This window comes from Phenylobacterium sp. (assembly GCF_019636135.1).
In the GTDB taxonomy this organism is placed as follows: domain Bacteria; phylum Pseudomonadota; class Alphaproteobacteria; order Caulobacterales; family Caulobacteraceae; genus Phenylobacterium.
Window position 1 is genome coordinate 75798 of the sequence record NZ_JAHBYD010000001.1, and the last position, 23124, is coordinate 98921.

Annotated in this window: 20 protein-coding genes; 14 read left to right on the plus strand and 6 right to left on the minus strand. The window is 70.8% G+C overall.

Annotated features, from left to right (window positions below):
- Positions 1-36: 36 nt before the first annotated feature.
- The 7 genes from KF737_RS00395 to KF737_RS00425 all read left to right on the plus strand — a co-directional run bounded on the left by KF737_RS00395 (position 37) and on the right by KF737_RS00425 (position 9167).
- Positions 37-696 carry a LemA family protein gene (locus KF737_RS00395; protein ID WP_296448999.1) on the plus strand — a complete coding sequence of 220 codons (660 nt, stop codon included), beginning with the start codon at positions 37-39 and terminating at the stop codon, positions 694-696.
- Positions 697-700: 4 nt separating this feature from the next.
- Complete coding sequence (locus tag KF737_RS00400; RefSeq protein ID WP_296449001.1) at positions 701-1522, plus strand: YgcG family protein; 822 nt, start codon at positions 701-703, stop codon at positions 1520-1522.
- Complete coding sequence (locus tag KF737_RS00405; RefSeq protein ID WP_296449004.1) at positions 1522-2235, plus strand: TPM domain-containing protein; 714 nt, start codon at positions 1522-1524, stop codon at positions 2233-2235. The genes KF737_RS00400 and KF737_RS00405 overlap by 1 nt, the downstream gene beginning before the upstream one ends.
- Before the next feature lie 181 nt (positions 2236-2416).
- Positions 2417-2881, plus strand: coding sequence for a (2Fe-2S)-binding protein (locus KF737_RS00410; RefSeq protein WP_296449007.1), 465 nt, complete (start codon positions 2417-2419; stop codon positions 2879-2881).
- A gap of 3 nt (positions 2882-2884) precedes the next feature.
- Positions 2885-5110, plus strand: a complete 2226-nt coding sequence (locus KF737_RS00415; RefSeq protein WP_296449009.1) for a xanthine dehydrogenase family protein molybdopterin-binding subunit — start codon at positions 2885-2887, stop codon at positions 5108-5110.
- Positions 5111-5166: 56 nt separating this feature from the next.
- Positions 5167-5301, plus strand: a complete 135-nt coding sequence (locus tag KF737_RS00420) for a hypothetical protein (RefSeq protein WP_296449012.1) — start codon at positions 5167-5169, stop codon at positions 5299-5301.
- Between the two features lie 527 nt (positions 5302-5828).
- Complete coding sequence (locus KF737_RS00425; RefSeq protein WP_296449015.1) at positions 5829-9167, plus strand: carboxyl transferase domain-containing protein; 3339 nt, start codon at positions 5829-5831, stop codon at positions 9165-9167.
- 268 nt (positions 9168-9435) lie between these two features.
- Here the strand turns inward: KF737_RS00425 and KF737_RS00430 are convergent, their stop codons facing one another.
- Positions 9436-10248 (minus strand): SDR family oxidoreductase, encoded by an 813-nt coding sequence (locus KF737_RS00430; protein ID WP_296449018.1) that lies wholly within the window; start codon positions 10246-10248, stop codon positions 9436-9438.
- A 54-nt stretch (positions 10249-10302) separates the two neighbouring features.
- Positions 10303-10869, minus strand: a complete 567-nt coding sequence (locus KF737_RS00435) for a TetR/AcrR family transcriptional regulator (protein WP_296449021.1) — start codon at positions 10867-10869, stop codon at positions 10303-10305.
- A gap of 105 nt (positions 10870-10974) precedes the next feature.
- Between KF737_RS00435 and KF737_RS00440 the strand changes: the two genes are divergently transcribed.
- The 4 genes from KF737_RS00440 to KF737_RS00455 all read left to right on the plus strand — a co-directional run bounded on the left by KF737_RS00440 (position 10975) and on the right by KF737_RS00455 (position 15974).
- Complete coding sequence (locus tag KF737_RS00440) at positions 10975-12195, plus strand: serine hydrolase (protein ID WP_296449022.1); 1221 nt, start codon at positions 10975-10977, stop codon at positions 12193-12195.
- Positions 12192-12824, plus strand: a complete 633-nt coding sequence (locus tag KF737_RS00445) for a TetR/AcrR family transcriptional regulator (protein WP_296449024.1) — start codon at positions 12192-12194, stop codon at positions 12822-12824. The genes KF737_RS00440 and KF737_RS00445 overlap by 4 nt, the downstream gene beginning before the upstream one ends.
- A 122-nt stretch (positions 12825-12946) precedes the next feature.
- Positions 12947-14437 (plus strand): MFS transporter, encoded by a 1491-nt coding sequence (locus KF737_RS00450; protein WP_296449027.1) that lies wholly within the window; start codon positions 12947-12949, stop codon positions 14435-14437.
- Between the two features lie 46 nt (positions 14438-14483).
- On the plus strand, positions 14484-15974 hold the full coding sequence (locus KF737_RS00455; protein ID WP_296449030.1) for an MFS transporter: 1491 nt from the start codon (positions 14484-14486) through the stop codon (positions 15972-15974).
- Between the two features lie 461 nt (positions 15975-16435).
- Here the strand turns inward: KF737_RS00455 and KF737_RS00460 are convergent, their stop codons facing one another.
- The 3 genes from KF737_RS00460 to KF737_RS00470 are packed head-to-tail and all read right to left on the minus strand — an operon-like array spanning position 16436 to position 17606.
- The gene (locus KF737_RS00460) at positions 16436-16621 is read right to left on the minus strand and encodes a DUF3606 domain-containing protein (RefSeq protein WP_296449033.1); all 186 of its coding nucleotides are present in this window, start codon (positions 16619-16621) and stop codon (positions 16436-16438) included.
- Positions 16622-16627: 6 nt separating this feature from the next.
- Entirely contained in the window at positions 16628-16783 is a 156-nt protein-coding gene (locus KF737_RS00465) for a hypothetical protein (RefSeq protein ID WP_296449038.1), read from the minus strand.
- Positions 16784-16823: 40 nt separating this feature from the next.
- Positions 16824-17606 (minus strand): prolyl oligopeptidase family serine peptidase, encoded by a 783-nt coding sequence (locus KF737_RS00470; RefSeq protein ID WP_296449041.1) that lies wholly within the window; start codon positions 17604-17606, stop codon positions 16824-16826.
- A gap of 241 nt (positions 17607-17847) precedes the next feature.
- Between KF737_RS00470 and ileS the strand changes: the two genes are divergently transcribed.
- The 3 genes from ileS (at position 17848) to KF737_RS00485 (ending at position 21973) form a co-directional block, all read left to right on the plus strand.
- Positions 17848-20751: an isoleucine--tRNA ligase gene (gene ileS / locus KF737_RS00475; RefSeq protein WP_296449043.1), complete on the plus strand. Its 2904-nt coding sequence runs from the start codon at positions 17848-17850 to the stop codon at positions 20749-20751.
- A gap of 66 nt (positions 20752-20817) precedes the next feature.
- Positions 20818-21333: a signal peptidase II gene (gene lspA / locus KF737_RS00480; RefSeq protein WP_296449046.1), complete on the plus strand. Its 516-nt coding sequence runs from the start codon at positions 20818-20820 to the stop codon at positions 21331-21333.
- A 76-nt stretch (positions 21334-21409) separates the two neighbouring features.
- Complete coding sequence (locus KF737_RS00485) at positions 21410-21973, plus strand: DUF3035 domain-containing protein (protein WP_296449048.1); 564 nt, start codon at positions 21410-21412, stop codon at positions 21971-21973.
- Positions 21974-22123: 150 nt separating this feature from the next.
- On the opposite strand, the gene KF737_RS00490 is transcribed toward KF737_RS00485, so the two are convergent.
- Positions 22124-23086, minus strand: coding sequence for a TraB/GumN family protein (locus KF737_RS00490; protein WP_296449051.1), 963 nt, complete (start codon positions 23084-23086; stop codon positions 22124-22126).
- Positions 23087-23124 lie beyond the last annotated feature (38 nt).

Below are 23124 nucleotides of genomic sequence, written 5' to 3' on the forward strand. Positions count from 1 at the left end.
ACCGTCGCGGCACAGTCCCCCGCTCACGACAGAGGGATGCCCATGATCCGCTTCGTCCGCCGCCTGGCGCTTCTGGTGACCCTGCCGCTGCTGCTGGCCGCGTGCGGGATCAACACGATCCCGACCAAGGAGGAGAAGGCCAAGGCCCAGTGGGCCGAGGTGCAGAACCAGTACCAGCGCCGCGCCGACCTGATTCCCAATCTCGTCGCCACGGTGAAGGGCTATGCCGCCCAGGAATCGAGCGTGTTGATCGGGGTGACCGAGGCCCGCGCCGGCGCATTGCAGGTCAAGAGCGACGCCAGCATCACCACCGACCCGGCGGCGTTCCAGCGCTACGCCGCGGCCCAGCAGAACCTGTCCCTGGCCCTGGCGCCGCTCCGCGTGCTGCAGGAGAACTATCCGGACCTGAAGTCGAACGAGAACTTCATGGCCCTGCAGGCCCAGCTCGAGGGCACGGAGAACCGCGTCGCCATCGCGCGGCGCGACTACAACGAGGCGGTCCGCGACTTCAACACCACCCTCCGGACCTTCCCGCAGGTGATCTGGGCCAAGACCATGTACGGCTCCTCGCAGCCGATGCAGCTCTTCCAGGCCACGGCGACGGCGCAGTCGGCGCCCACCGTCGACTTCGCGCCTGCCGCGCCCGCGGCCGCCCCGCCGCCCGGCGCCGCCCCCGGTTCGCCGCCGCCGAAGTAGGACCGTGCGGGCCGCCGTCCTCCGGATCGTCCTGGCGATCGGTCTGCTGCTGGCCGCCGCGCCGGCGTGGGCCGCGCCCAAGTTCCCGCCGCTGACGGGGCGGGTGGTGGACGATGCGCAGATCCTGTCGCCGGAGACGGAGGCGAAGCTGACGGCGGAGCTCGCGGCGCTGGAGCAGCAGACCGGGCATCAGCTCGTCGTCGCCACGCTGCCAGACCTCCAGGGCTATGAGATCGAGGACTACGGCTACCAGTTGCTGCGCGCCTGGGGTATCGGCCGCAAGGGCCAGGACGACGGGGCGATCCTCATCGTCGCGCCCCGCCAGCGGAAAGTGCGGATCGAGGTGGGCTACGGGCTGGAGCCGGTGCTGACCGACGCCATGTCGAGCCTCATCCTGTCGCGCGCGGTGCTGCCGGCGTTCAAGGCCGGCGACCTGGAGAAGGGCGTCGTCGACGGGACCGAAGCGATCGCCGCCCAGATCGGCCTGCCCCCCGCCGAGGCCCAGGCGCAGGCCGCCGCGGCGGAGGCGGCGCAGCAGCGGGCCATGGCGTCGGACGGCGGCGGGCGCGAGGGCTTCCCGTGGGTCATCGTGGCCGTCTTCATCGTCTTCTGGCTGCTGAGCGGCGTCACCCGCGTGTTCGGTGCGCGGCGGCGGTTCGGGGGCAGCGGGCTGTGGTGGCTGCTGCCGCTGATCCTGTCGAACTCGAGCCGGCGCGGCGGGTGGAGCAGCGGCGGCGGAGGCGGCTGGAGCGGCGGTGGCGGTGGCGGCGGCTTCTCCGGCGGCGGCGGTTCGGGCGGCGGCGGCGGCGCCTCCGGGAGCTGGTGATGGCCAAGACCCTGCTCAGCGCCGAGGACTTCGCCGCCGTCGAGGCCGCGGTGCGCGCCGCCGAGGCCCGGACCACGGGCGAGATCTACTGCGCCGTCGCCGAGGAGAGCGCCGACTACCACGCGACCCCGCTGGCCTGGGCGGCGGGCGTGGCGCTGCTGGCGCCGGCGCTGCTGCTGATGGCGGGCCTGCAGGTCAGCGCGCCCGACATGGCGCTCGTCGGCGGCTGGACGGCCGATCAGGTGGAGGACGTCGGCGAGGCCATGGCGCGCGCCGCGCTGATCGGCACGCTGGTGCTCCAGGCGGCGCTCTTCCTCGTGACCCTGTTCGTGGTGGCCATCCCGCCGGTGCGGCGGGCGCTGACGCCGCGGGGCATGAAGCGCGAGCGGGTGCGGATGCGCGCCGAGGAGCTGTTCCTGTCGAAGAACCTGCACGCCACCCGCGAGCGGACGGGCATCCTGATCTACGTCTCGGCGGCCGAGCGGATGGCGGAACTGATCGCCGACGACGGCATCCACGCCCGGGTGGAGGACGGCGTCTGGGACCGCGCCATGGCGGCCCTGGTCGCCGGCCTGAAGCGGGGCGAGCCGGCCCGGGGCTTCGAGGCGGCCATCGGCCTCTGCGCCGACGTCCTGGCCGACGCGTTCCCGGCGCGCCCGGGCGACAACCCGAACGAGCTTCCCGACGCCGTGACGATCGTGCCGAGCCCCTGAGGCCGCCCCTTCCACGTCCGGAGCCCCGGAACCTGACGAAAATCGACCCGTGCCGGCGGCCGTTTGCCCCTCTCGTTATGTAGCTGGCCTGCCGGACGTGGCGAAGAACGCTGGCCTCCGCGCCTTTGCCGCGGGGGGCGCAGGCGGTAGGATTCCGCCCAGGAACGGGCGGAGACCGGGCATGGCCTACACTCTCGATGTGAACGGGAAGGCGCTGAGCGCCGACGTGGACGGCGACACGCCGCTGCTGTGGGTGCTGCGCGACACCCTGGGCCTGGTCGGCACGAAGTACGGCTGCGGCGTCGCGGCCTGCGGCGCCTGCACGGTGCATGTCGACGGCCAGCCGATGCGCTCGTGCCAGATCCCGGTCGAGGCGGTCGGCAAGGCCAAGGTCTCCACCATCGAAGGCATGTCGAGGAACGCCGTCGGCAAGAAGGTGCAGGCGGCCTGGATGGAGCTGGACGTCGCCCAGTGCGGCTACTGCCAGGCCGGCCAGATCATGAGCGCGACGGCGCTGCTCACGGCGACGCCCAAGCCGACCGACGCCCAGATCGACGAGGCCATGAACGGCAACCTCTGCCGTTGCGCCACCTACGTCCGCATCCGCGCGGCCATCAAGCGCGCCTCCGGCCAGAAGGAGGCCTGAGCCATGACCTACCACGACAAGCTCCTGAAGGCGTTCGGCGCCAACCGCCGCGAGGTCCTGGTGTCCGTCGGCGCCGGCGGCTTGACACTGGGCTTCGCGATGGCCGGCCAGGCGCAGGCTGAGGACGATGCGGTGAAGCCGCTGAACGCCTACGTCAGCGTGGCCCCGAGCGGGATGGTCACCATCACCGCGAAGAACCCCGAGGTGGGCCAGGGCGTGAAGACCATGCTGCCCATGCTCATCGCCGAGGAGCTCGACGTGCCGTGGGACAGCGTGCGGATCGAGCAGGCCGACAACGACCCCAAGGCGTTCGGCCGCCAGTTCGCCGGCGGCTCGATGGCGACGCCCCTGCACTGGGACGAGCTGCGCCGCGTGGGCGCGGTAGCGCGCGCCATGCTGATCCAGGCGGCGGCGACGGCGTGGAACTGCGGCCCCGGCGACTGCGCGACCGACGCGGGCGCCGTGATCCACAGGCCCTCGGGCAGGAAGCGCACCTACGGCTCCCTGGCCCTGGCCTGCGCCGGCGTCACGCCGCCCGACCCCAAGTCGCTGACGCTGAAGGACCCCAAGGCGTACAGGATCCTCGGCAAGTTCACGCCGCAGTACGACGTGGCCAAGATCGTCAACGGCGAGCCGCTGTTCGGCATCGACGTGCGCCGGCCGGGCATGCTGTACGCGTCCATCGTCAAGGCGCCGGTGTTCGGGGCCAGGGTGGCGAGCGCCGACCTCGATGCGGCCAGGGCCGTGAAGGGCGTGAAGAAGGCCTTCGTCATCGAGGGCGACCCGAACGGCCTCTTCCCGCAGGGCATGACGGGCCAGGGCCTGCTGCCCGCCGTCGTGGTGGTGGCCGACAACTGGTGGGCCGCCAGGAAGGGCCGCGACGCGCTCAACGTGACGTGGGCCGACCATCCCACGGCGAAGCTGTCGACCAGGGGCTTCGACGAGCAGGCCGCCGCGTTCAACGCCGGGACCCCGCAGAAGAACGCCCGCAACGACGGCGACGTGGCCGCCGCGCTGAAGGCCTCGGCCAGGACGGTGGAGGCGGTCTACAGCTACCCCTTCCTGAGCCACGCCAACCTCGAGCCGCAGAACTGCACCGCCGAGTTCAAGGACGGCAAGCTGGAGATCTGGGCGCCGACCCAGAACCCTGAGCCCGGCCGCCAGCTCACCGCCAAGACCCTGGGCCTGAAGCCCGAGGACATCACCGTCCACATGATCCGCGGCGGCGGCGGCTTCGGCCGCAGGCTGGCCAACGACTACATGGTCGAGGCCGCGTGGGTGGCCCGCGAGGTGGGCGCGCCGGTCAAGCTGCTCTGGACCCGCGAAGACGACATGGCCCACGACCACTACCGGCCGGGCGGCTATCACTTCTTCAAGGGCGGCGTGGACGCGGACGGCGCCCTGATCGCGCTCCAGGACCACTTCGTCACCTTCACCAACAACACGTCCGGCCAGCCCAGCCCCAGCGCCGGCATGGCGGCCAGCGAGTTCCCGGCCCGCTTCGTGCCGAACGTGAAGTACGACGTCTCGATGATCCGGGCCGACATCCCGACCGGGCCCCTGCGGGCGCCGGGGTCCAACGCGCTGTCGTTCGTGTTCCAGTCCTTCATCGACGAGATGGCGCACGCGGCGAACGCCGACCCGCTGGCCTTCCAGATCAAGCTCCTGGGCACGCAGGACGTGGTCGGCGAGGCGCCGGCCCGCTACGGCGCCGGGCGCATGCGCGGCGTGCTGAAGGCCGTGGGCGAGATGTCGGGCTGGGCGAACCGCGGCAAGCTGCCGAAGGGCGAGGGCCTGGGCGTCGCCTGCTACTACAGCCACCAGGGCTACTTCGCCGAAGTGGCGCATGTGGCGGTGGCCGGGGACGGGACGCTCAAGGTCAGGAAGGTCTGGGTGGCCGCCGACGTCGGCAGCCAGATCATCAATCCGGCGGGCGCGATCAACCAGGTCCAGGGCTCGGTGCTGGACGGCGTCTCCGAGGCGCAGCATCAGGCCATCACCTTCGAGAACGGCGCGACGGTGCAGTCGAACTTCACCGACTATCCCCTGATGCGCATCGCCGAGTCGTTCCCGGTGGAGGTGAAGTTCCTGAAGACGGACTTCCCGCCGACCGGCCTGGGCGAACCGGCCCTGCCGCCCGCCCTGCCTGCGGTCACCAACGCGATCTTCGCCGCGTCGGGGAAGCGGGTGCGCTCGCTCCCGATCACGCCGGATATGCTGAAGGCGTAGGGCCGCATAAGGATCGTATGCCTCGGGGCCCGGCGCGGGCGCGCTAAGCCCTGCGGATGGAAGAAGTGCTTTCGGTCGTGATCGCCCTGGCCGCGCTGGCCGGTCCGTCCGTGCTGCTGCTCGCGGGCTTCGCGCTCCACGCGAGAGCGGGCCGCAAGCGCGCCGCCGAGGGCGAGGCGGACGCCGGCTAGGACCGGCATTCGGCACGCCGCGTGAAGCGCGCCCTGCCTCTCCCGCAAGCGGGAGAGGGGAACCGCACGCCGAGCCCGCGCAAGCGGGCGTAGAGCGGGTGGGGGAGAGGAAAGCCTCATCCACGACGTCGGCAACAGCCCGGTCCAGCCGCCCTGCCGGCCGCTTGCCCTTCCCCCCCTCGCTCTACGCCCGGCGTGCGCCGGGCTCGGCGAGCGGTCCCCCTTCCCGCAAGCGGGAAGGGAAGGTCGCCGCGCGCCCTTCTCCCCTCCTGAACGTCATGGCCGGCCTTGTGCCGGCCATCCATGAACACCGATGCCGGAAAGCTTGCGCCGGCGCCCGACGCGGGCCGCTTCCGCGCGCCGGCGTGTCTGGATGGCCGGGACAGGCCCGGCCATGACGTTCAGGGGTTCGTGGTTGAATCGAATGGCGCCGCCGCTGCGCTTCTCAGGCGGCTTGCCGGTACGTCACGGCTTGGCGGGTCGGCGCGCATCGGCATGATGGCGGCCCGCAAACGAGAGGGACGCCCGTGAAGACACTGCTGATCGCCAACCGGGGGGAAATCGCGGTCCGCATCGCGCGCACGGCGGCGGAGATGGGGATCGCCACGGTGGCGGTGTTCTCGCAGGACGACGCGGCCTCGCTGCACACGCGCAAGGCCGACCGGGCGGTGGGGCTGACGGGCTCGGGGCCTGCGGCCTATCTCGACATCGCCCAGGTGATGGCCGCGGCGAAGGACGCCGGGGCCGATGCGGTGCATCCCGGCTACGGCTTCCTGTCGGAGAACGCGGCGTTCGCGCGGGCCTGCGCCGAGGCGGGGCTGACGTTCGTGGGGCCGACGCCGGAGACCCTGGAGCTGTTCGGCGACAAGGCGCGGGCGCGGGCGCTGGCGAAGCAGTGCGGCGTCCCCGTGCTGGAGGGCAGCGACGGCGTGGTCTCGCTGGAAGACGCGCAGGCGTTCTTCGCCGAGCACGGGCCGGTGATGGTCAAGGCCGTGGCGGGCGGCGGCGGGCGCGGCATGCGGCCGGTGACCGAGGCCTCCGAGCTGGCGGCGGCGTTCGAGCGCTGCGCGTCGGAGGCCAGGGCGGCGTTCGGCAACGGCGACCTCTACGTCGAGCGCTTCCTGCCGCACGCGCGGCACCTGGAGGTGCAGATCGTCGGCGACGGCGAGAGCGTGGTCCACCTCTGGGACCGCGAGTGCTCGCTGCAACGCCAGCGGCAGAAGGTGATCGAGATCGCGCCGGCCGACATGCTGGCCGACGGCGTGCGCGAGCGGCTGTTCGGCTACGGGGTGGCGCTGGGCCAGGCGGCCGGCTACCGCAGCCTGGGCACCATGGAGTTCCTCGTGGAGGGCGAGGAGATCGTCTTCATCGAGGGCAATGCGCGGTTGCAGGTGGAGCACACGGTCACCGAGGAGGTGACCGGCCTGGATCTCGTGCGGCTCCAACTCCAGATCGCGGCGGGCCGGTCGCTGGCGGACCTGGCGCTGACCCAGGACCGGGTGCCCGCGCCGCGGGGCCACGCCGTGCAGGCCCGCGTGAACCTGGAGACCATGGCCGCCGACGGCTCGGCGCGGCCGGCCGGCGGGACGCTGGGGGTGTTCGAACCACCCAGCGGGCCGGGCGTGCGCGTCGACGGGTTCGGCTATGCCGGCTATCGGACCAGCGCGCGGTTCGACAGCCTGCTCGCCAAGCTGATCGTGCATGCGGGCGCGGGCGGCCTGAGCCGCGCCGTCGCCAAGGCCTACCGCGCCCTCAGCGAATTCCGCATCGAGGGCTCGCCCACCAACATCGCCTTCCTGCAGAACCTGCTGGCGCATCCGTCCGTGGCGGCGGGCGAGGTCCACACGCGCTTCATCGAAGAGCACATGGGCGAGCTGGCGGGCGAGCCCGACGCGCATCCGCGGCTCTACTTCGACGCCGCCGCGCGGGGCGCCGGCGGGCCGAAGCGGGCGGGCTATCAGGTGGACGCGAGCGACCCGCTCGCGGTGCTGGCGCTGGGCAAGGAAGCGGCCGACGCGGCCGAGGTCGAGGAGGAGGCCGAGGGGCCGGAGGGCACGAAGCCGCTGCGCGCGCCCCTCCAGGGCACGCTGGTCAGCGTCTCGGTGGCGGCGGGCGAGACGGTGCGCGCCGGGCAGGCGCTGATGATCATGGAATCCATGAAGATGGAGCACGTGATCGCGGCCGAGGCGTCGGGCGTGGTGCGGCTGGTGAACGTCGAGGCCGGCGACACGGTCTACGAGGGCCACCCGCTGGCCTTCATCGAGGAGAGCGACGACGCGGGCGCGGGCGCCGTGGAGGAGGAGGCTGTCGATCTCGACGTCATCCGCCCCGACCTGGCCGAGGTGATCGCGCGCCACGAGAAGACCCTGGACGCCGCGCGGCCCGACGCGGTGGCGCGCCGGCGCAAGACGAAGCAGCGGACGCCGCGGGAGAATATCGAGCAACTGGTCGATCCCGGCAGCTTCGTGGAGTACGGCCCGCTGGTCGTGGCCGCGCGGCGGCGGCGCAACACCCTGCAGGAGCTGATCGACACCACCCCGGCCGACGGGATGCTGATGGGCCTCGCCTCCGTGAACGGCGACCTGTTCGGCGAGGAGAGGTCGCGCTGCGCGGTGATGAGCTACGACTACACCGTGCTGGCCGGCACCCAGGGCGGCAACAACCACTGGAAGCTCGATCGCATGGCCGAGCTCGCCGAGCGCTGGAAGCTGCCGATCGTCTTCTTCACCGAGGGCGGCGGCGGGCGGCCGGGCGACACCGAGGGCGGCGGCTTCACCCGCGGCTTCGAGTTCTGGGGCCGGCTCTCGGGCGCGGTGCCGCTGGTGGGGGTGAACTCCGGCCGGTGCTTCGCGGGCAACGCGGCCATCCTCGGCTGCTGCGACGTGATCATCGCCACCAAGGACTCGGCGCTCGGCATGGGCGGCCCGGCGATGGTGGAGGGCGGCGGCCTGGGCGTCTTCCGGCCCGAGGAGATCGGCCCGATCAAGGTGATGCAGGCCAACGGCACCATCGACGTGCTGGTGGAGGACGAGGAAGAGGCCGTCTTCACGGCAAAGAAGTACCTCAGCTACTTCCAGGGGCCGGTCAGCGAATGGTCGTGCGCCGACCAGCGGCTGCTGCGGCGCGCGATCCCGGAGAACCGCCTGCGAGTCTACGACATCCGCAAGGTGATCGAGCTGATCTGCGACAAGGACTCGGTGCTGGAGCTGCGGCCCAAGTTCGGCCTCGCCATGGTGACGGCGTTCGGGCGGATCGAGGGGCGGCCCGTCGGGATCTTCGCCAACAACCCGATGCACCTGGGCGGCGCGATCGACTCGGACGCCTCGGACAAGGCGGCGCGGTTCCTGCAGCTCTGCGAGGCGTTCGACATTCCCGTGGTGTCGCTGTCGGACACGCCCGGCAACATGGTGGGGCCGGAGGCGGAGAAGACGGGCCTGATCCGCCACTGCTCGCGGCTGTTCGTGATCGGGGCCAACCTGACGGTGCCGATCCTCTCGATCATCCTGCGCAAGAGCTACGGCCTGGGCGCCATCGCCATGACCGGCGGCAGCTACCAGGGGGCGATGTTCTGCGTGAGCTGGCCGACGGGCGAGTTCGGCGGCATGGGCCTCGAGGGCTCGGTGAAGCTGGGCTACCGCAACGAACTCGCCGCCATCGAGGACCCGGTCGGGCGCAAGGCCAGGTTCGACGAGATGGTCGCCGCCGCCTATGCCCGCGGCAAGGCGCTGAGCCAGGCCACCTCGCCCGCCCTGGATGACGTCATCGACCCGGCCGACACGCGAAAATGGATCGTCGCAGGTCTCAGGAGCCTGCCGCCGAAGCCGGTGCGCGAGGGCAAGAAGCTGCGCTGGATCGATAGCTGGTAGCGTGGCGGCTGTCGGGTGCGCGGGCGCGCCCTCGGAGCGGCCGCATGATCCTCATCGTTCGTCATCCCGCGGCTTGTCCGCGGGACCCATGGACACGTGAGAGCGTGGTGATCCGCGGCGTCGCCGCCTGCGCCCCATCCGGCGCCACGGAGTTCATGGGTCCCGCGGACGAGCCGCGGGATGACGAGTGAGGGGAGGGGAGGTGATCTTGGCTGCGGGACTGGATGCGCATGCCCGCTGCCCGCCGCGAGTCCCAAACAGCCTTCAGCTAGCGCCCCAGGAACATCTGGCGGATGCCCTTCCGGAAGGCGTCGATGCCGACTTCGAGGCGGCGCGCGTAGTTGGCCTTGGCGTCGGCGCCGGCGACGAAGGTGACGCGGTCGCTCTCGTCGTTGGCGGCCTCCCAGACGACCTCGGCGATCTGCTCGGCGGTGGAGGCGCCGGAACGGCGCGACGGGTCCGAGAAGGCGGCGAACGTCTTGGCCATGTCCCCGGCGTAGGCGGCGTGCGGGGTCATCACCAGCGAGCGGCCGGTGAAGTCGGTGGCGATGCCGCCGGGCGCGACGGTCTTCACGCGGATGCCGAACGGCTCCAGTTCGAACGCCAGGCTCTCGCTCCAGCCTTCCAGGCCCCACTTGGTGGCGTGGTAGACCGAGTTGAACGGGAAGGTGACGAGCCCGCCGATCGAGGTGGTGGTCAGGATCGCGCCCGACTTCGCCTCGCGCATGGCCGGGAGGAACGCCTGGGTGACGCGCATGACGCCCAGGAGGTTGGTGTCGAGCTCGGCGGTGAGCTGCTCGTCAGTGGCGCCTTCGAACGGGCCGGCCAGGCCATAGCCGGCGTTGTTGAAGAGCACGTCGACGGGGCCCTCGGCGAGGGCGGCCCCGGCGGCGGCGGCGATCTGGTCGGGCCTGGTGACGTCGAGCGCCAGGAGCTTGATCCCGGGCGTGGCCGCGAGCTCGGTCTCCTTGGCCGGGTTGCGCATGGTGGCGAAGACCTTCCAGCCCTTCGACGCGAAGAGCAGGGCGGTGGCGCGGCCGAGGCCGGTGGAGGCGCCGGTGATGAAGATGGTCCTGGTCATGAGTGTCGTCCTCTTTTCTGAATTTCCATTCGGTTTTGGGGCAAGCGAAGCGAACTAGGCCTTGAGCGCGTCCCAACACAGGGTCGCGACGGTCTCCTGGAACTCGCGGTAGCGTTCCGGCGGCAGGCCCCTGGCCAGCGGGGCCATGGACTTCACCGTCTCGTAGAGGAAGGTGGCCATCCAGCCGGTGTCGATGTCCTTCAGCAGGTGCTCGGCCTTGCCGCGTTCCAGCAGCGCCGCCAGCGGGCGCAGGCCGATCGCGGCCTGCTCGCGGGTCTCGGCGGTCAGGTAGGGCGAATTGGCCATCTGGCTCATGAAGACCAGCTCGGCGGCGTTCTCGATCACATAGTCGACGTAGGCGATGGTCATGCGGGTGAAGGCGGCGCGGATCGGCCCGCCGTCGTCGCGCAGCACCTGGGTCGCGAACTTCTGCTTGGTGCGCAGGTAGAGCTGGTCGAGCAGGGCGTCCTTGCCCTTGAAGTAGACGTAGACGGTGCCGGTGGCGACGCCGGCGCGGCGGGCGACGGCCTCGACCGACAGGCCCGCCAGGCCCACGTCCCGGACCTCGTCCAGGGTGGCCTGCAGGATGTCCTGCGCCTTGGTCTCGTCCTTCGTTCTCACCCATCTATAATGAATTGGAATTCAGTTATCCGCAAGGCCCTGCATCGGACTCGACATGGCTAAAAATATGAACTTGAATTCAATTTCATAAACAGGGAGGCGAGGATGACGAGGAACGCTCTGATCGCGGCGGCGGTCTGGTTGGCCGGCGCGACGGCGATGGCGGCGACGGCGGCGACGGCGGCCGACGTGGGCACGCGGGAGACCTGGCTGGCGCCGGCGCACAATGCGGCTGCGTTCCAGAACATCGACGAGCTGTTCCCCTCCCGGCGCGTGCCCGGCGCCACGAAGGTGCTGCCGCTGACGCCCGCCGCGACGCCGCTGGCCGCGACCTACGTCTACGAGGGCAGGACCTACTCGACCGAGGACTTCATGACCCGCAACAAGGTCAGCGGCCTGCTGATCCTGAAGGGCCAGACGGTGCTGCTGGAGCGCTACGCCCAGGGCGCGGACGCCGGCACGACGTTCGTCTCGTTCTCGATGGGCAAGTCGATCGTCTCGACCCTGATCGGGCTGGCCATCGCCGAGGGCAGGATCGGCGGCCTGGACGATCCGATCGCGAAGTACCTGCCCGACGTGAAGGGCGGCGCCTACGAGGCGGCGACGATCCGCGACGTGCTGGAGATGTCGTCGGGCACCAGCTTCCAGGAGGCCTACGCCGAGGGCGGCTCGTCGATCGCGAAATTCATCGGCGTGTTCGAGAAGAACGAGGGCGGCCTCTACGACTTCGCGCGCGACTTCCCGGCGGTGCGCAAGCCAGGAACGAAGTTCCAGTACGCCAGCGCCGACACCGAGGTGCTGGGCGCGGTGCTGCGCAAGGCGCTGGGGGGCGAGCCGCTGGCGGCCTACCTGTCGCGCAAGGTCTGGGCGCCGATGGGGGCCGAGGCCGAGGCCCGCTGGATGATGGATGCGCCGGGCGCGCCAGGCCACGAGGTGGCGGCGGGCGGCGTGCTGGCGCGCCTGCGCGACTACGGCCGCTTCGGCCTGATGTTCGCGCGCGGCGGCGAGCTGAACGGCCGGCGGATCGTCCCGGCCGACTGGGTCGCGGCGGCGACCCGGGCCAATCGTCCGCAGGTGGAGAACGGCAGACTCTCGGCCGAGCACGGCTGGGGCTACGGCTACCAGTGGTGGCTGCCGCCGGGCGAGAAGGGCGTGTTCGTGGCGATCGGGATCTTCGGCCAGTACATCTACGTCGACCCCGGGCGGGACCTGGTGATCGTGAAGACCGCGGCCTGGCCGACCGCCGACGACGGGCTGAGCGCGGTGGAGACGCTGGAGTTCTACCGCGGAGTCGCCGCGGCGGTGGACAAGCGGGGCGGCCGGTGAGCCGCGGGGCCGCGCGGACCGGGCTGGCGCCGCGCAAGGCGCCGGTCCAGGCGCGCGGCCAGCGCAGCATCGAGAAGCTGCTGGCGGCGACGCACACGGTGCTGCGCCGCGACGGCGCCGAGGCGGCGACCACCACGGCCATCGCCCGCGAGGCCGGCGTCGCGGTGGGCTCGCTCTACACCTACTTCCCGAACAAGGAGGCGGTGATCCTGGCGCTCTACGAGCAGAAGCTGGTGGAGCTGCGGGCCTTCGCCGCCGAGCCGATGGCGCGCGGCGGGACCTGGCGCGAGACGCTGGCCGCCTGGATTACGGCCATCAAGCACAGGGAGCGGGAGATCGGCTTCGACGTCGCGCTGTTCGACGCGGCCAACCACTACGGCCGCCTGGAGGAGATCGCCGGCCGCCACGCCCGGGCGATGGCGCAGGCGCTGGCCGGGGCCATGCGGGCGCTGGGGTCGTCCTGGCCCGACGAGGCGCTCTTCGAGCTGGGGCTCAACACCTACTACCTGAACGCCGCGAGCTGGCTCTACTGGCGCGCGCTGGGCCGCTACGACGAGAAGGCGGTCGAGCGGCTGGCCGCGGCGGCCGTGGCCGTGATGGCCGAGGCGTTCGAGGATCCACCGGCGTAGAAGCGTCTCGGACGCCAGATTAACTTCTGGTCACGTTCCGTCTGTGACGTGGGGTCACGGTTGCCAGCGGGTCGTGCGGGCGTACCGTCGATTCCAACGACAGGCCGCGCGGGAGGAACGACGTGGCGATTGCGGAGGAAGCCGGCGCCGTCCCGATGGGGGCGGCCGCCGCCGGTGCGGTCGAGGATGAGCTGCGCCCGCCCGCGCACGTGAAGTTCTTCTACAGCGTCGGCCAGACCGTCGAGTCCGGCTACCTCGCCGTGAACGGCTTCATCTTCTTCTACTACACCGCCGTGCTGGGCCTCTCGGGCAGCCTGGTGGGGCTCGCCGTGGCGATCAGCATGTGCGTCGACGCGGCGCTCGATCCGATCATCGGGTCGTGGTCGGACAGCGTCCGCTCGAAGTACGGCCGCCGGTTGCCGGTCATGCTGATCGGCGCGCCGATGACGATGATCAGCATGGGGCTCCTGCTGGCGCCGCCGGCGACGCTCAGCCCCTTCCTCCTGTTCGTCTGGCTGACGGTGATGAAGGGCGCGTTCCGGGCCTTCGCGTCGGTCTACAACATCCCCTACTTCGCCCTCGGCGGCGAAATGACCGGCGACTACAACGAGCGCTCGAAGATCGTCGCCTATCGCCTGCTGGGCGGGATCGTGGCGACCGTGGCGATCACGGTGCTCGCCTTCACCTTCTTCTTCCCCGGCAAGGGCGGCCTGCAGCGGCCGGAGCCCTATCCCCAGTTCGGCTGGGCCATGGGCGCGCTGGTCTTCGCCTGCGCCATGATCGCGATCGTCGGGGTCTGGCGCTATGCCAAGGCGCTTCCGCAGCCCCAGGCCCGGCCCGCGCCGATGACGCGTCGCCTCCTCCCGGAGATGGTCGAGGTGTTCCGGAACCCCTCGTTCCGCATCCTCTTCCTGTCGATGCTGGTGTTCGCGAGCGCGGCGGGCGCGCACAACGCGCTGAACTTCCACAACTACGTCTTCGTCTGGAAGCTCCAGCCGGAGATGATCCAGTTCATGACCTATTCGGCGCTGGCCGGCCTCACCGTGGGCGTGCCCGTGGCGGCGGCCCTGCTGCGCGCCTTCGAGAAGAAGACGGTCGTCGCCATGGGCTTCTCCCTGCTCGTCGCCGGCTGGGTGGTCCTGCCGGTCGTCCGCGCCACGGGCCTCTATGCGCCGGCGGGCCTGGACGCGCTGCCCGCATTGATCGCCACCCAGCTCGTCGTGGGGCTGGGCCTCGGGCTCGCCTACATCGCCTATCCGTCGATGATGGCCGACGCGGCCGAGGAGCACGAGCTGTTGTTCGGCGCCCGGCGCGAGGGGCTCTATTTCTCGGGGCTCGGGTTCGCCGGCAAGGCCGCGGCGGGCGTCGGCACCATGGTCGGCGGCTTCGCCATCGACCTGCTGAGGTTCCCGAAGAGCGCGGGGCGCAGTCCCGACGCGGTGGTCGACGAGAGCATCCTGCAGGGCCTCGTGATCGCCTGGGGGCCGTTCAGCGCGGGGCTCGTCGTGATCGGGGCCCTGATCTTCGCGCCCTACGGCATCAGCCGCGCCCGGCACAGCGAGATCATGACGGCGCTGCGGCGCAGGCGGGTGCAGGAGGCGGCCGCGACCTGAGGGTCCGGTCGTGACGGGGCTTCGGAACAAGAGCGTGGGAGAGACGATGGCGGTCGCAGAAGGTGCAGGCGCCCCGGCGCCTCAGGCCGTGGCCTACGGCGAAGGCCGCAAGCCGCCCGCGACGGTCAAGTTCGCCTACAGCCTGGGCCAGGTGATCGAGTCCGGCTACCTGGCGATGAACAGCTTCGTCTTCTTCTACTATACCGCGGTCCTCGGCCTCTCCGGCACGCTGGTCGGCGCGGCGCTCGCGATCAGCATGTGCCTGGACGCCGTCTTCGACCCGTTCATCGGCTCGTGGTCGGACAGCGTGCGCTCGCGGCTAGGACGCCGCCTGCCGGTGATGCTGATCGGCGCGCCGCTGACGTTCCTGACGCTGGGCATGCTGTTCGCGCCGCCGTCGGGCCTGGCGCCGATGCTGCTCTTCGCCTGGCTGACGGCCAGCAAGATGGGCGTGCGCGCCTTCGCCTCGATGTTCAACATTCCCTACTTCACGCTCGGCGGCGAGATGAGCGACGACTACGTGGAACGCGCCCGGATCGTGGCCTGGCGGCTGATGGGCGGCATCCTGGCCACGGTGCTGGTGACCTGGGTCGCCTTCACCTTCTTCTTCACCGGCGAGGTCGGGCTACAGCGGCGCGAGGCCTATCCGGCCTTCGGCTGGACCATCGCGGGCCTCATGCTGGCCGGCGCCCTGATCAGTTGCCTGGGCGTCTGGCGCTACGCCGCATCGCTGTCGCGTCCGATCGATGCGCAGACCCACATGCTGTCGCGCCTCCCCGGCGAGGTGCGGGAGATCTTCCGCAACCGCTCGTTCCGCATCCTCTTCCTGTCGATGCTGATGTTCACCAGCGCGGCCGGCCTGAATGCGGCGCTGAACAACCACACCTTCGTCTTCGTCTGGAAGCTGCCGCCGGGCACGATCCAGCTCGTGTCCTACGCGCTGCTCGCCGGCATCACGGCCGGCATTCCCGTCACGCCGCTCCTGCTGCGGCGGATGGAGAAGAAGGCGGCGATGATGTGGGGCTTCGCCCTGGTGATCGTGCCGTGGATGATCCTGCCGACGCTGCGGGCGCTGGGCCTCTTCGCGCCGACCGGCGCCGAGGCGCTCGGATGGCTGGTCGCCACGACCCTGATCGTGGGCCTGGGCTCGGGCCTGATCTTCATCGCCCTGCCCTCGATGATGGCCGACGCCGCCGACGAGCACGAGCACGTGTTCGGCACGCGCCGCGAGGGGCTCTACTTTTCGGGCCTGGGCTTCGCGGGCAAGGCGGCGGCGGGCGTCGGCGCCATGGTGGGCGGCTTCGCGCTCGACCTCATGCACTTCCCGGCGCAGGCCGGCGCGAAGGTGGGGGCGGCGATCCCCGAGGACGTGATCGGCAAGCTGATCCTGGCCTGGGGCTTCGTGCCGGCGACCATGTCTGTGATCGGCGCATTGATCTTCATGCCCTACGCCATCACCCGCGTCCGCCACGCCGAGATCGCCGCGGGCCTGAAGGTGAAGCGCGCCGCCGACGTCAGCGCCGGCCGCAGCTCGTGAGCGGCCAGGCAGATTCGCCGAAGAACTCGAACGGAAGCGTCCGCCCAAACGAAAGCCCTCCTCCTCGATGGAGGGCAGTCGCATATGGTTTGTGGGCGGCTCGTCCGCCCGATTCTTGAACCGCAGAGATCGCGGAGACACGCAGAGAAGGTCGTGGATCCACCGGACTCCTCTGCGTATCTCCGCGATCTCTGCGGTTTGACTGACGGCCTTTCGGCCACCCGCATCCATATGCGATTGCCCTCCTCCTCAATGCAGGAGGGCTGGGTGGTGGTGTGGCCGCTGCGTTGGTGAAGTCCCGCACTTGGCGATGAGCCTCATGCGTCCAGCCGGCTTCGGTGTCGCGCACACCACCATCCCCGGCCCTTCCTCCATCGAGGAGGAAGGGAGACCAGCTCTCGCCTATCTGTCGGGCGGGCATCGCAATTTTGCCTGGGGCCGGTCGCAGCGCGACGAATGTCCTAGCGCCTCTTGCCGAGTTCGGCGGCGATGTCCTTGGTGAGGCGGCCGACCTTGCGGTGGGCGGCCGTCAGTTGATCCTTGGTCACGCCCCAGCGCTTCATCCAGTATTCGACCGCCTTGCGCTCGGTGAGGTCGAGGCGGTCCTTGTCGATGAAGAAGCCGCCCTTGTCCTTGAGCCCGGGCACGCCGTGTCAGTCCTCTTCGGCCGGCGCGTCGGCCGGATCGGCCCCGTCGGTGCGGGCGCGCTCGCGGGCCTCCTTCTTGGCGGCGGCTTTCTCCGCGACCTTGAGCGCCTTCAGCCGCTCGCGTTCGCGCCGTTCGAAGTCGTAATTGGGTTTCCTGGCCATGTGACGGATGTAAGCGGAGACTGCGCCGCCGCCAACCTTTTCAGCGCGAAGGCGTCGCGCCGCGGCGCTGCTGGAACAGCCATTTGGGCAGCGCCTCGTCGTCGAAGCCGGGGTCCCACGCGTTGTGGTTCACGCCGGGCAACTCCCTGTAGGTGACGTCGGCGTCGCCGGCGGCTTTGAGCGCGGCGAACATCTTGCGGGACTCGTCGACCGGCACGACCACGTCGGCGTCGCCATGCACGATCCAGATCGGCGTGCGGGCGATGCGGGCGGCGAGCGCGGCGTAGGGGTCGGGCCCCGGGCCCGCCACGGGCGGCAGGCCGAAGACCGACCCGGCGAAGGCGCAGACCGGCACGAGGGCCGCGAACCGGTCGGGGTTCTCGTAGGCGAGGCGCCACGTGCCGTTGCCGCCCATCGACAGGCCCATCAGGTAGACGCGGTCCTTGTCGGTCCTGAACTCGGCCTCGGCCGCCGCCAGCGCGGCCATGGCCACCTTGGCCGGCGCGCCCATCCAGAGCGTATTCAGCGGCGCCTGCGGCAGGACCACGATGGCCGGCCAGCGCTCAGGATGGCGGCGGATCGCGCCGGCCAGCCCCACCTCGGTCTGGAAGAGCCCGTCCGAGCCGCGCTCGCCCGCGCCGTGCAGCGCCAGGATGACGGGCCTGGCGCCCGCTATGGGCGCCCTCGGCACATAGACCTGATAGGCGTAGTCCTTGCCGTCGACCTTGATCGACCGGTCGAGGAAGCCGGTCTCGGCCAGCGCCGCCGACGGCGCGGACATTACGAACAGCGCCGCCAGCGCCAGGAACCACCGCATCATCATCGACGCCCTCCCCATTTTGACGGAGCCTAGCCGCTGGAGGCGTCGCGGCAAGCCGTCCCGGCGCCGCCCGGACACGGCCGGGGATGACGCCCTGCCGTCTCTCTGTTAGAGGCTCGCCCCATGACTTCGGTCCGGAAGAGCGCGCGAATTATCCGCCCGGCGTGACGCCGCCGGACGAGGCTCCAGCGCGCGCCGGGTTTCACCCCGCACCTCTACAAACCCGGACCCAACGGACAGAGTTATGGCCGACGACGCCCCGCAGCCGACCCGCGACTACCGCGAGACCGTCTTCCTTCCCGAGACGCCCTTCCCCATGCGCGCGGGCCTGCCACAGAAGGAGCCGCAGACGCTGGCCCGGTGGGACGAGGTCGACCTCTACCACGCCATGCGCGCCGAGCGGCAGCGGGCGGGTGCGCCGCTGTTCGTGCTGCACGACGGGCCGCCCTACGCCAACGGGGCCATCCACATCGGCCACGCGCTGCAGAAGACGCTGAAGGACTTCGTGGTCCGCTCGCGCTTCCTGCTGGGCTACGACGTCGACTACGTGCCCGGCTGGGACTGCCACGGCCTGCCGATCGAGTGGAAGATCGAGGAGGAGCTGCGCGCCAAGGGCCGCCGCAAGGACGAGGTCTCCAAGGCCGAGTTCCGCAGGCTCTGCCGCGACTACGCCGCCCACTGGATGGAGGTGCAGAAGCAGGGCTTCAAGCGCCTGGGCGTGATCGGCGACTGGGAGAACCGCTACGCCACCATGGACTATTCGAGCGAGGCCGCGATCGTGGCCGAGTTCCACAAGTTCGTGGCCTCGAACCAGCTCTACCGCGGGTCCAAGCCGGTGATGTGGAGCCCGGTGGAGCGCACGGCGCTGGCCGACGCCGAGGTCGAGTACCACGACCACGTCAGCCCCACGATCTGGGTGAAGTTCCCGGTGACGGAGGGCAGCGACGCCGCCCGCGGCGCCTCGGTGGTGATCTGGACGACCACGCCCTGGACCATCCCGGCCAACCGGGCGATCAGCTACAACGACGCCATCGACTACGGCGTCTATGTGGTCGAGGCCATGGAAGAGGGCCTGGAGTTCGAGCCCTGGGCCAAGGCCGGCGACAAGCTGATCGTGGCCGACAAGCTCGCCGCCGACGTGTTCGCGGCCGCCAGGATCGCCAAGGCGCGCCGGCTCGAGACGGTCGACTGCCAGGGCATGGAGTGCGAGCACCCGCTGGCCAACCTGGACCCGCACTACCGGTTCGCCGTGCCGCTGCTCGCCGGCGACCACGTGACCGACGACGCGGGCACGGGCTTCGTCCACACCGCGCCGGGCCACGGCGCCGACGACTACCTGGTCTGGCTGGCGCACGGGCATCGGGAGATCCCCGAGACGGTCGATCTGGACGGGGCCTACTACCCGCACGTGGCGCTGTTCGCCGGCCTGAAGGTGCTGGAGACCGAGGGCAAGAAGGCCGGCAGGTTCGGCCCCGCGAACCCGGCGGTGATCGACAAGCTGATCGAGGCCGGGCGCCTGCTGGCGCGTGGGCGGATGGAGCACAGCTATCCGCACTCGTGGCGGTCCAAGGCGCCGGTGATCTTCCGCAACACGCCGCAGTGGTTCATCCGCATCGACGAGCCGATCGACACGCCGGCGCTCGGCGGCCGCACCCTGCGCGAAACGGCGCTGGAATCGATCGAGGCCACGGCCTTCTACCCGGCGCAGGGCAAGAACCGCATCCGCGCCATGGTGGAGAGCCGGCCCGACTGGCTGATCAGCCGGCAGCGGGCGTGGGGCGCGCCGCTCGCCATGTTCGTCGACAAGGAGACGAACCAGCCGCTGCATGACCCGGCGGTGGATAGGCGCATCGTGGACGCCATCGCCAGGGACGGCGCCGACGCCTGGTTCGACCGGCCGGTGACCGACTTCCTGGGCGAGGCCTACGACCCCGACCGCTACGAGAAGGTCGAGGACATCCTCGACGTCTGGTTCGACTCGGGCTCCACGCACGCCTTCACGCTGGAGAACCGCGCCCACACCCGGTGGCCGGCCGACCTCTACCTGGAAGGCTCGGACCAGCATCGCGGCTGGTTCCAATCCTCGCTGCTGGAAAGCTCGGGCACGCGGGGCCGCGCGCCCTACGACGCCATCCTCACCCATGGGTTCACCATGGACGAGAACGGCGAGAAGATGAGCAAGTCCAAGGGCAACACGGTCGACCCCGAGGCGGTCATCCGCGAGTCCGGGGCCGAGATCATCCGGCTGTGGGCCTCGATGATCGACTACGCCGACGACAGCCGGATCGGGAAGACGATCCTGCAGACCACGTCGGACGCGTACCGCAAGCTGCGCAACACCGTCCGCTACATGCTGGGCGCGCTCGCCGATTTCTCGCCCGACGAGGCGGTGGAGCTTTCCGAGATGCCGCCGCTGGAGCGCTACGTCCTGCACCGGCTGTGGGAGCTCGATGGGCAGGTCCGCAAGGGCTACGAGGGCTACGTCTTCCAGGACGTGATCCGGCCGATCCTCGACTTCTGCCAGGAGGACCTGTCGGCGCTGTTCTTCGACGTCCGCCGCGACGCGCTCTACTGCGACCGCCCCGACAGCCTGCGCCGCCGGGCGGCCCGCACGGTGATGGACGCCGTGTTCGAGCGGCTGACGGCGTGGCTGAGCCCGCTGATCCCGTTCACGATGGAAGAGGCGTGGCTGACGCGGTTCCCGCAGGCGCATTCGAACAGCCTGCGCACGATCCCGACGACGCCGGCCGAGTGGCGCAACGACGCCGAGGCCGCCCGCTGGGCCAGGGTGCAGAAGGTGACCTCCGTGGTGACCGGCGCCATCGAGATCGAGCGGCGCGAGAAGCGCATGGGCGCCGCCCTGGAGGCCGCGCCGGTCGTCCGCGTGGGCGACGCCGAGCTGCTGTCGGCCTTCGAGGGCCTGGACGCCGCGGAGGTGTTCCGCACCAGCGCCGCGGACCTGGCGGCGGGCGCGGGCGGCGCCTTCACGCTGCCGGAAGCGCCGGGCGTCGGCGTCGAGGTGGCCAGGGCCGCCGGCCACAAGTGCGCCCGCTGCTGGCGGGTGCTGCCGGAGGTGACCGCGCCGAAGTTCCTCTGCGAGCGCTGCGACGATGCGGTCGGGGCCTGGGACGCGGAGCACGCCGCATGACCCTCCTACGCCAAGGCTTCGGAGGGTTCACCGGTCCTTCGAAGCTCCTGAAAGGAGCGAAGTAGGATGAGCGAGGCGGCGCAACCCGCAGCGCCCGAGCCGCGCATCACCGCCTGGGGCTGGCGCGCCTTCGCCATCGCCGTGGCGGTGATCCTGCTGGACCAGGCGACCAAGTACTGGATCCTCGAGGTCCTGCGCCTGCCCGAGCGGGCGACGCAGGAGGTCATGTGGCCGCTGCAGTTCACCCGCATCTGGAACGAGGGCGTCAGCTTCGGCCTCTTCCAGGCCGGCCACGACGTCGTGCGCTGGGGGCTGGTGGTCTTTTCGCTGGGCGTGGCGGTGCTGCTGGGCTTCTGGGCGCGGAACCAGACACGGCTGCTGTCGGCGCTGGGCCTGGGGCTGGTGATCGGCGGCGCGATCGGCAACGCCATCGACCGGGCCCGCTTCGGCGCGGTGGTCGACTTCATCGACGTGCAGCGGCTGGGGTTCTTCCCGTGGATCTTCAACATAGCCGACAGCGGCATCACCATCGGCGTGATCCTGCTGCTCTGGGACAGCCTGCGTCCACAACGCGCGCCGTGACGTCGTTGGCTTAGTCCGGCGATTGCGGTAATCCAGTCATTCCGGGCCGGGGGGCCTGAAGGAGTTTCTAGGGTTGATGACGTTCAATCGCGTGATCGTGGCGACCGCCCTGGTCGCGGCCGCCGGCCTCGCCGGCTGCCAGTCCACCCAGAAGGCCCTGGGCATGTCCAAGGTGACCCCCGACGAGTTCCGCGTCGTCACCAAGGCGCCGCTGGTGGTGCCGCCCGACTACGCGCTGCGCCCGCCGGCGCCCGGCCAGCCGCGGCCGCAGGAGCTGCAGCCCGACAGCGCCGCGCGCAACGCCCTGCTGGGTCAGCGTGAGGCCGAGCAGCGCTCGGACGGCGAGAAGCTGCTGGTGGCCAAGGCTGGCGCCGACAAGGCCGACCCGCTGGTCCGCTACGTTGTCGACGACGAGTTCGGCAGCCTTGCCCACAAGGAAAAGAGCTTCGCCGACCGCGTGATGTTCTGGAAGAAGGGCGACGAGGCCTCGTCGGAGCCGGTCCAGAAGACCGCCCTCGACGGCACGGACGCGCCCCTCGACGCCGCCTCCGAGAAGGAACGCATCGCCAAGCTCACGGGCAACAAGGCCGTCGTGATCGAGCGCCAGGCTAAGACCAAGATCAAGCTGCCGGGCCTCTAGGACTCATCCCTCCCCTTCAGGGGAGGGAAAGCTCGCCGAAGGCGAGCAGGGTGGGGAAACCCGGATCATCCCCACCGCAGCGTTTTCGCACCTGACATCCCCACCCTGGCCGCTCTCGCGGCCTGTCCCTCCCCTGAAGGGGAGGGATGTTCACTCCTCGCCCGGCGTTTTCACGGTGACGCCCTGGCTGCGGAGGCGGTCGAGGACGCCGCCCTGGGCCAGGAGCGGTCGCAGTTGCACCAGCACGATGGCGTGGCCGGGCTGACGGAGCGCGTTCGTGATCGCCGCCGCCGTGTCGGCCTTGGTGCGTTCGTCGTAGGTGCGCCCGCCCGCGACGGCGGCGAGGCAGCGCTCATAGGTGCGCTCGTTGGCGAGCGCGCCCGCCACGTCGCCTTCGGCCCAGGCGCGGGCGGCGGCCAGGGTGACGCCCGGGCCGGCCTCTGCCTGGCTGAGCACCTCGTCGAAGCAGAGGCGGCCGACGTTCGCCGGCGTGCGCGCTATGCCGCCGAGCTGCCCGCCCAGGTCGTAGCTCTTCTCGACCACCTTCACCCGGCGCTGCTGGGCCAGGTAGCGGACCAGCTTGGCAGGATCCATGTTGGTGAGCTCGTTCTTGTCCCGGTAGTCGATGGCGAGCTGGACGCCCGCGGCCAGCGGATTGTTCGTGCCGTAGTGCCGGGCGTCCTGGCCCAGCCGCGTGCGGACGGCGACGAAGCGGGCGCGCGTGCCGGCGTCGAGCCGGTCCTCGTACGGCCCGCCCGACTTCAGGCGCATCAGGTTGAAGGCCGTGCCGATCGAGCCCGTCACCTTGGCGCGGACGTTGACGAACGGCAGCACCACGACGTTCGCCCCCTGCAGCCGGCGCTCGAAGATCGAGCGGTCCCACTGCATGCGCTTGGGCGCGAGCGAGGGGACGCCCAGGACGTAGACGGTGGTGTCGGCGTCCTCGACCCGCCACCAGGCCGGGCCGGGCAGGCGGCCGCGCACCACCAGTTCCTCGACGAGGGTGGCGTCCGGGTCGTCGGCGGGGCCGAGCGCGGGCGCAGGCGCCTGGGCCGCGGCCGGCAGGGCGGCGAGCCCGAGGGCCGCGGCGAATGGAAGGAGGCGTTTCAGCACGGGCAGGAGGCTCCTCGGAATCGTACTATGTAGAAAGC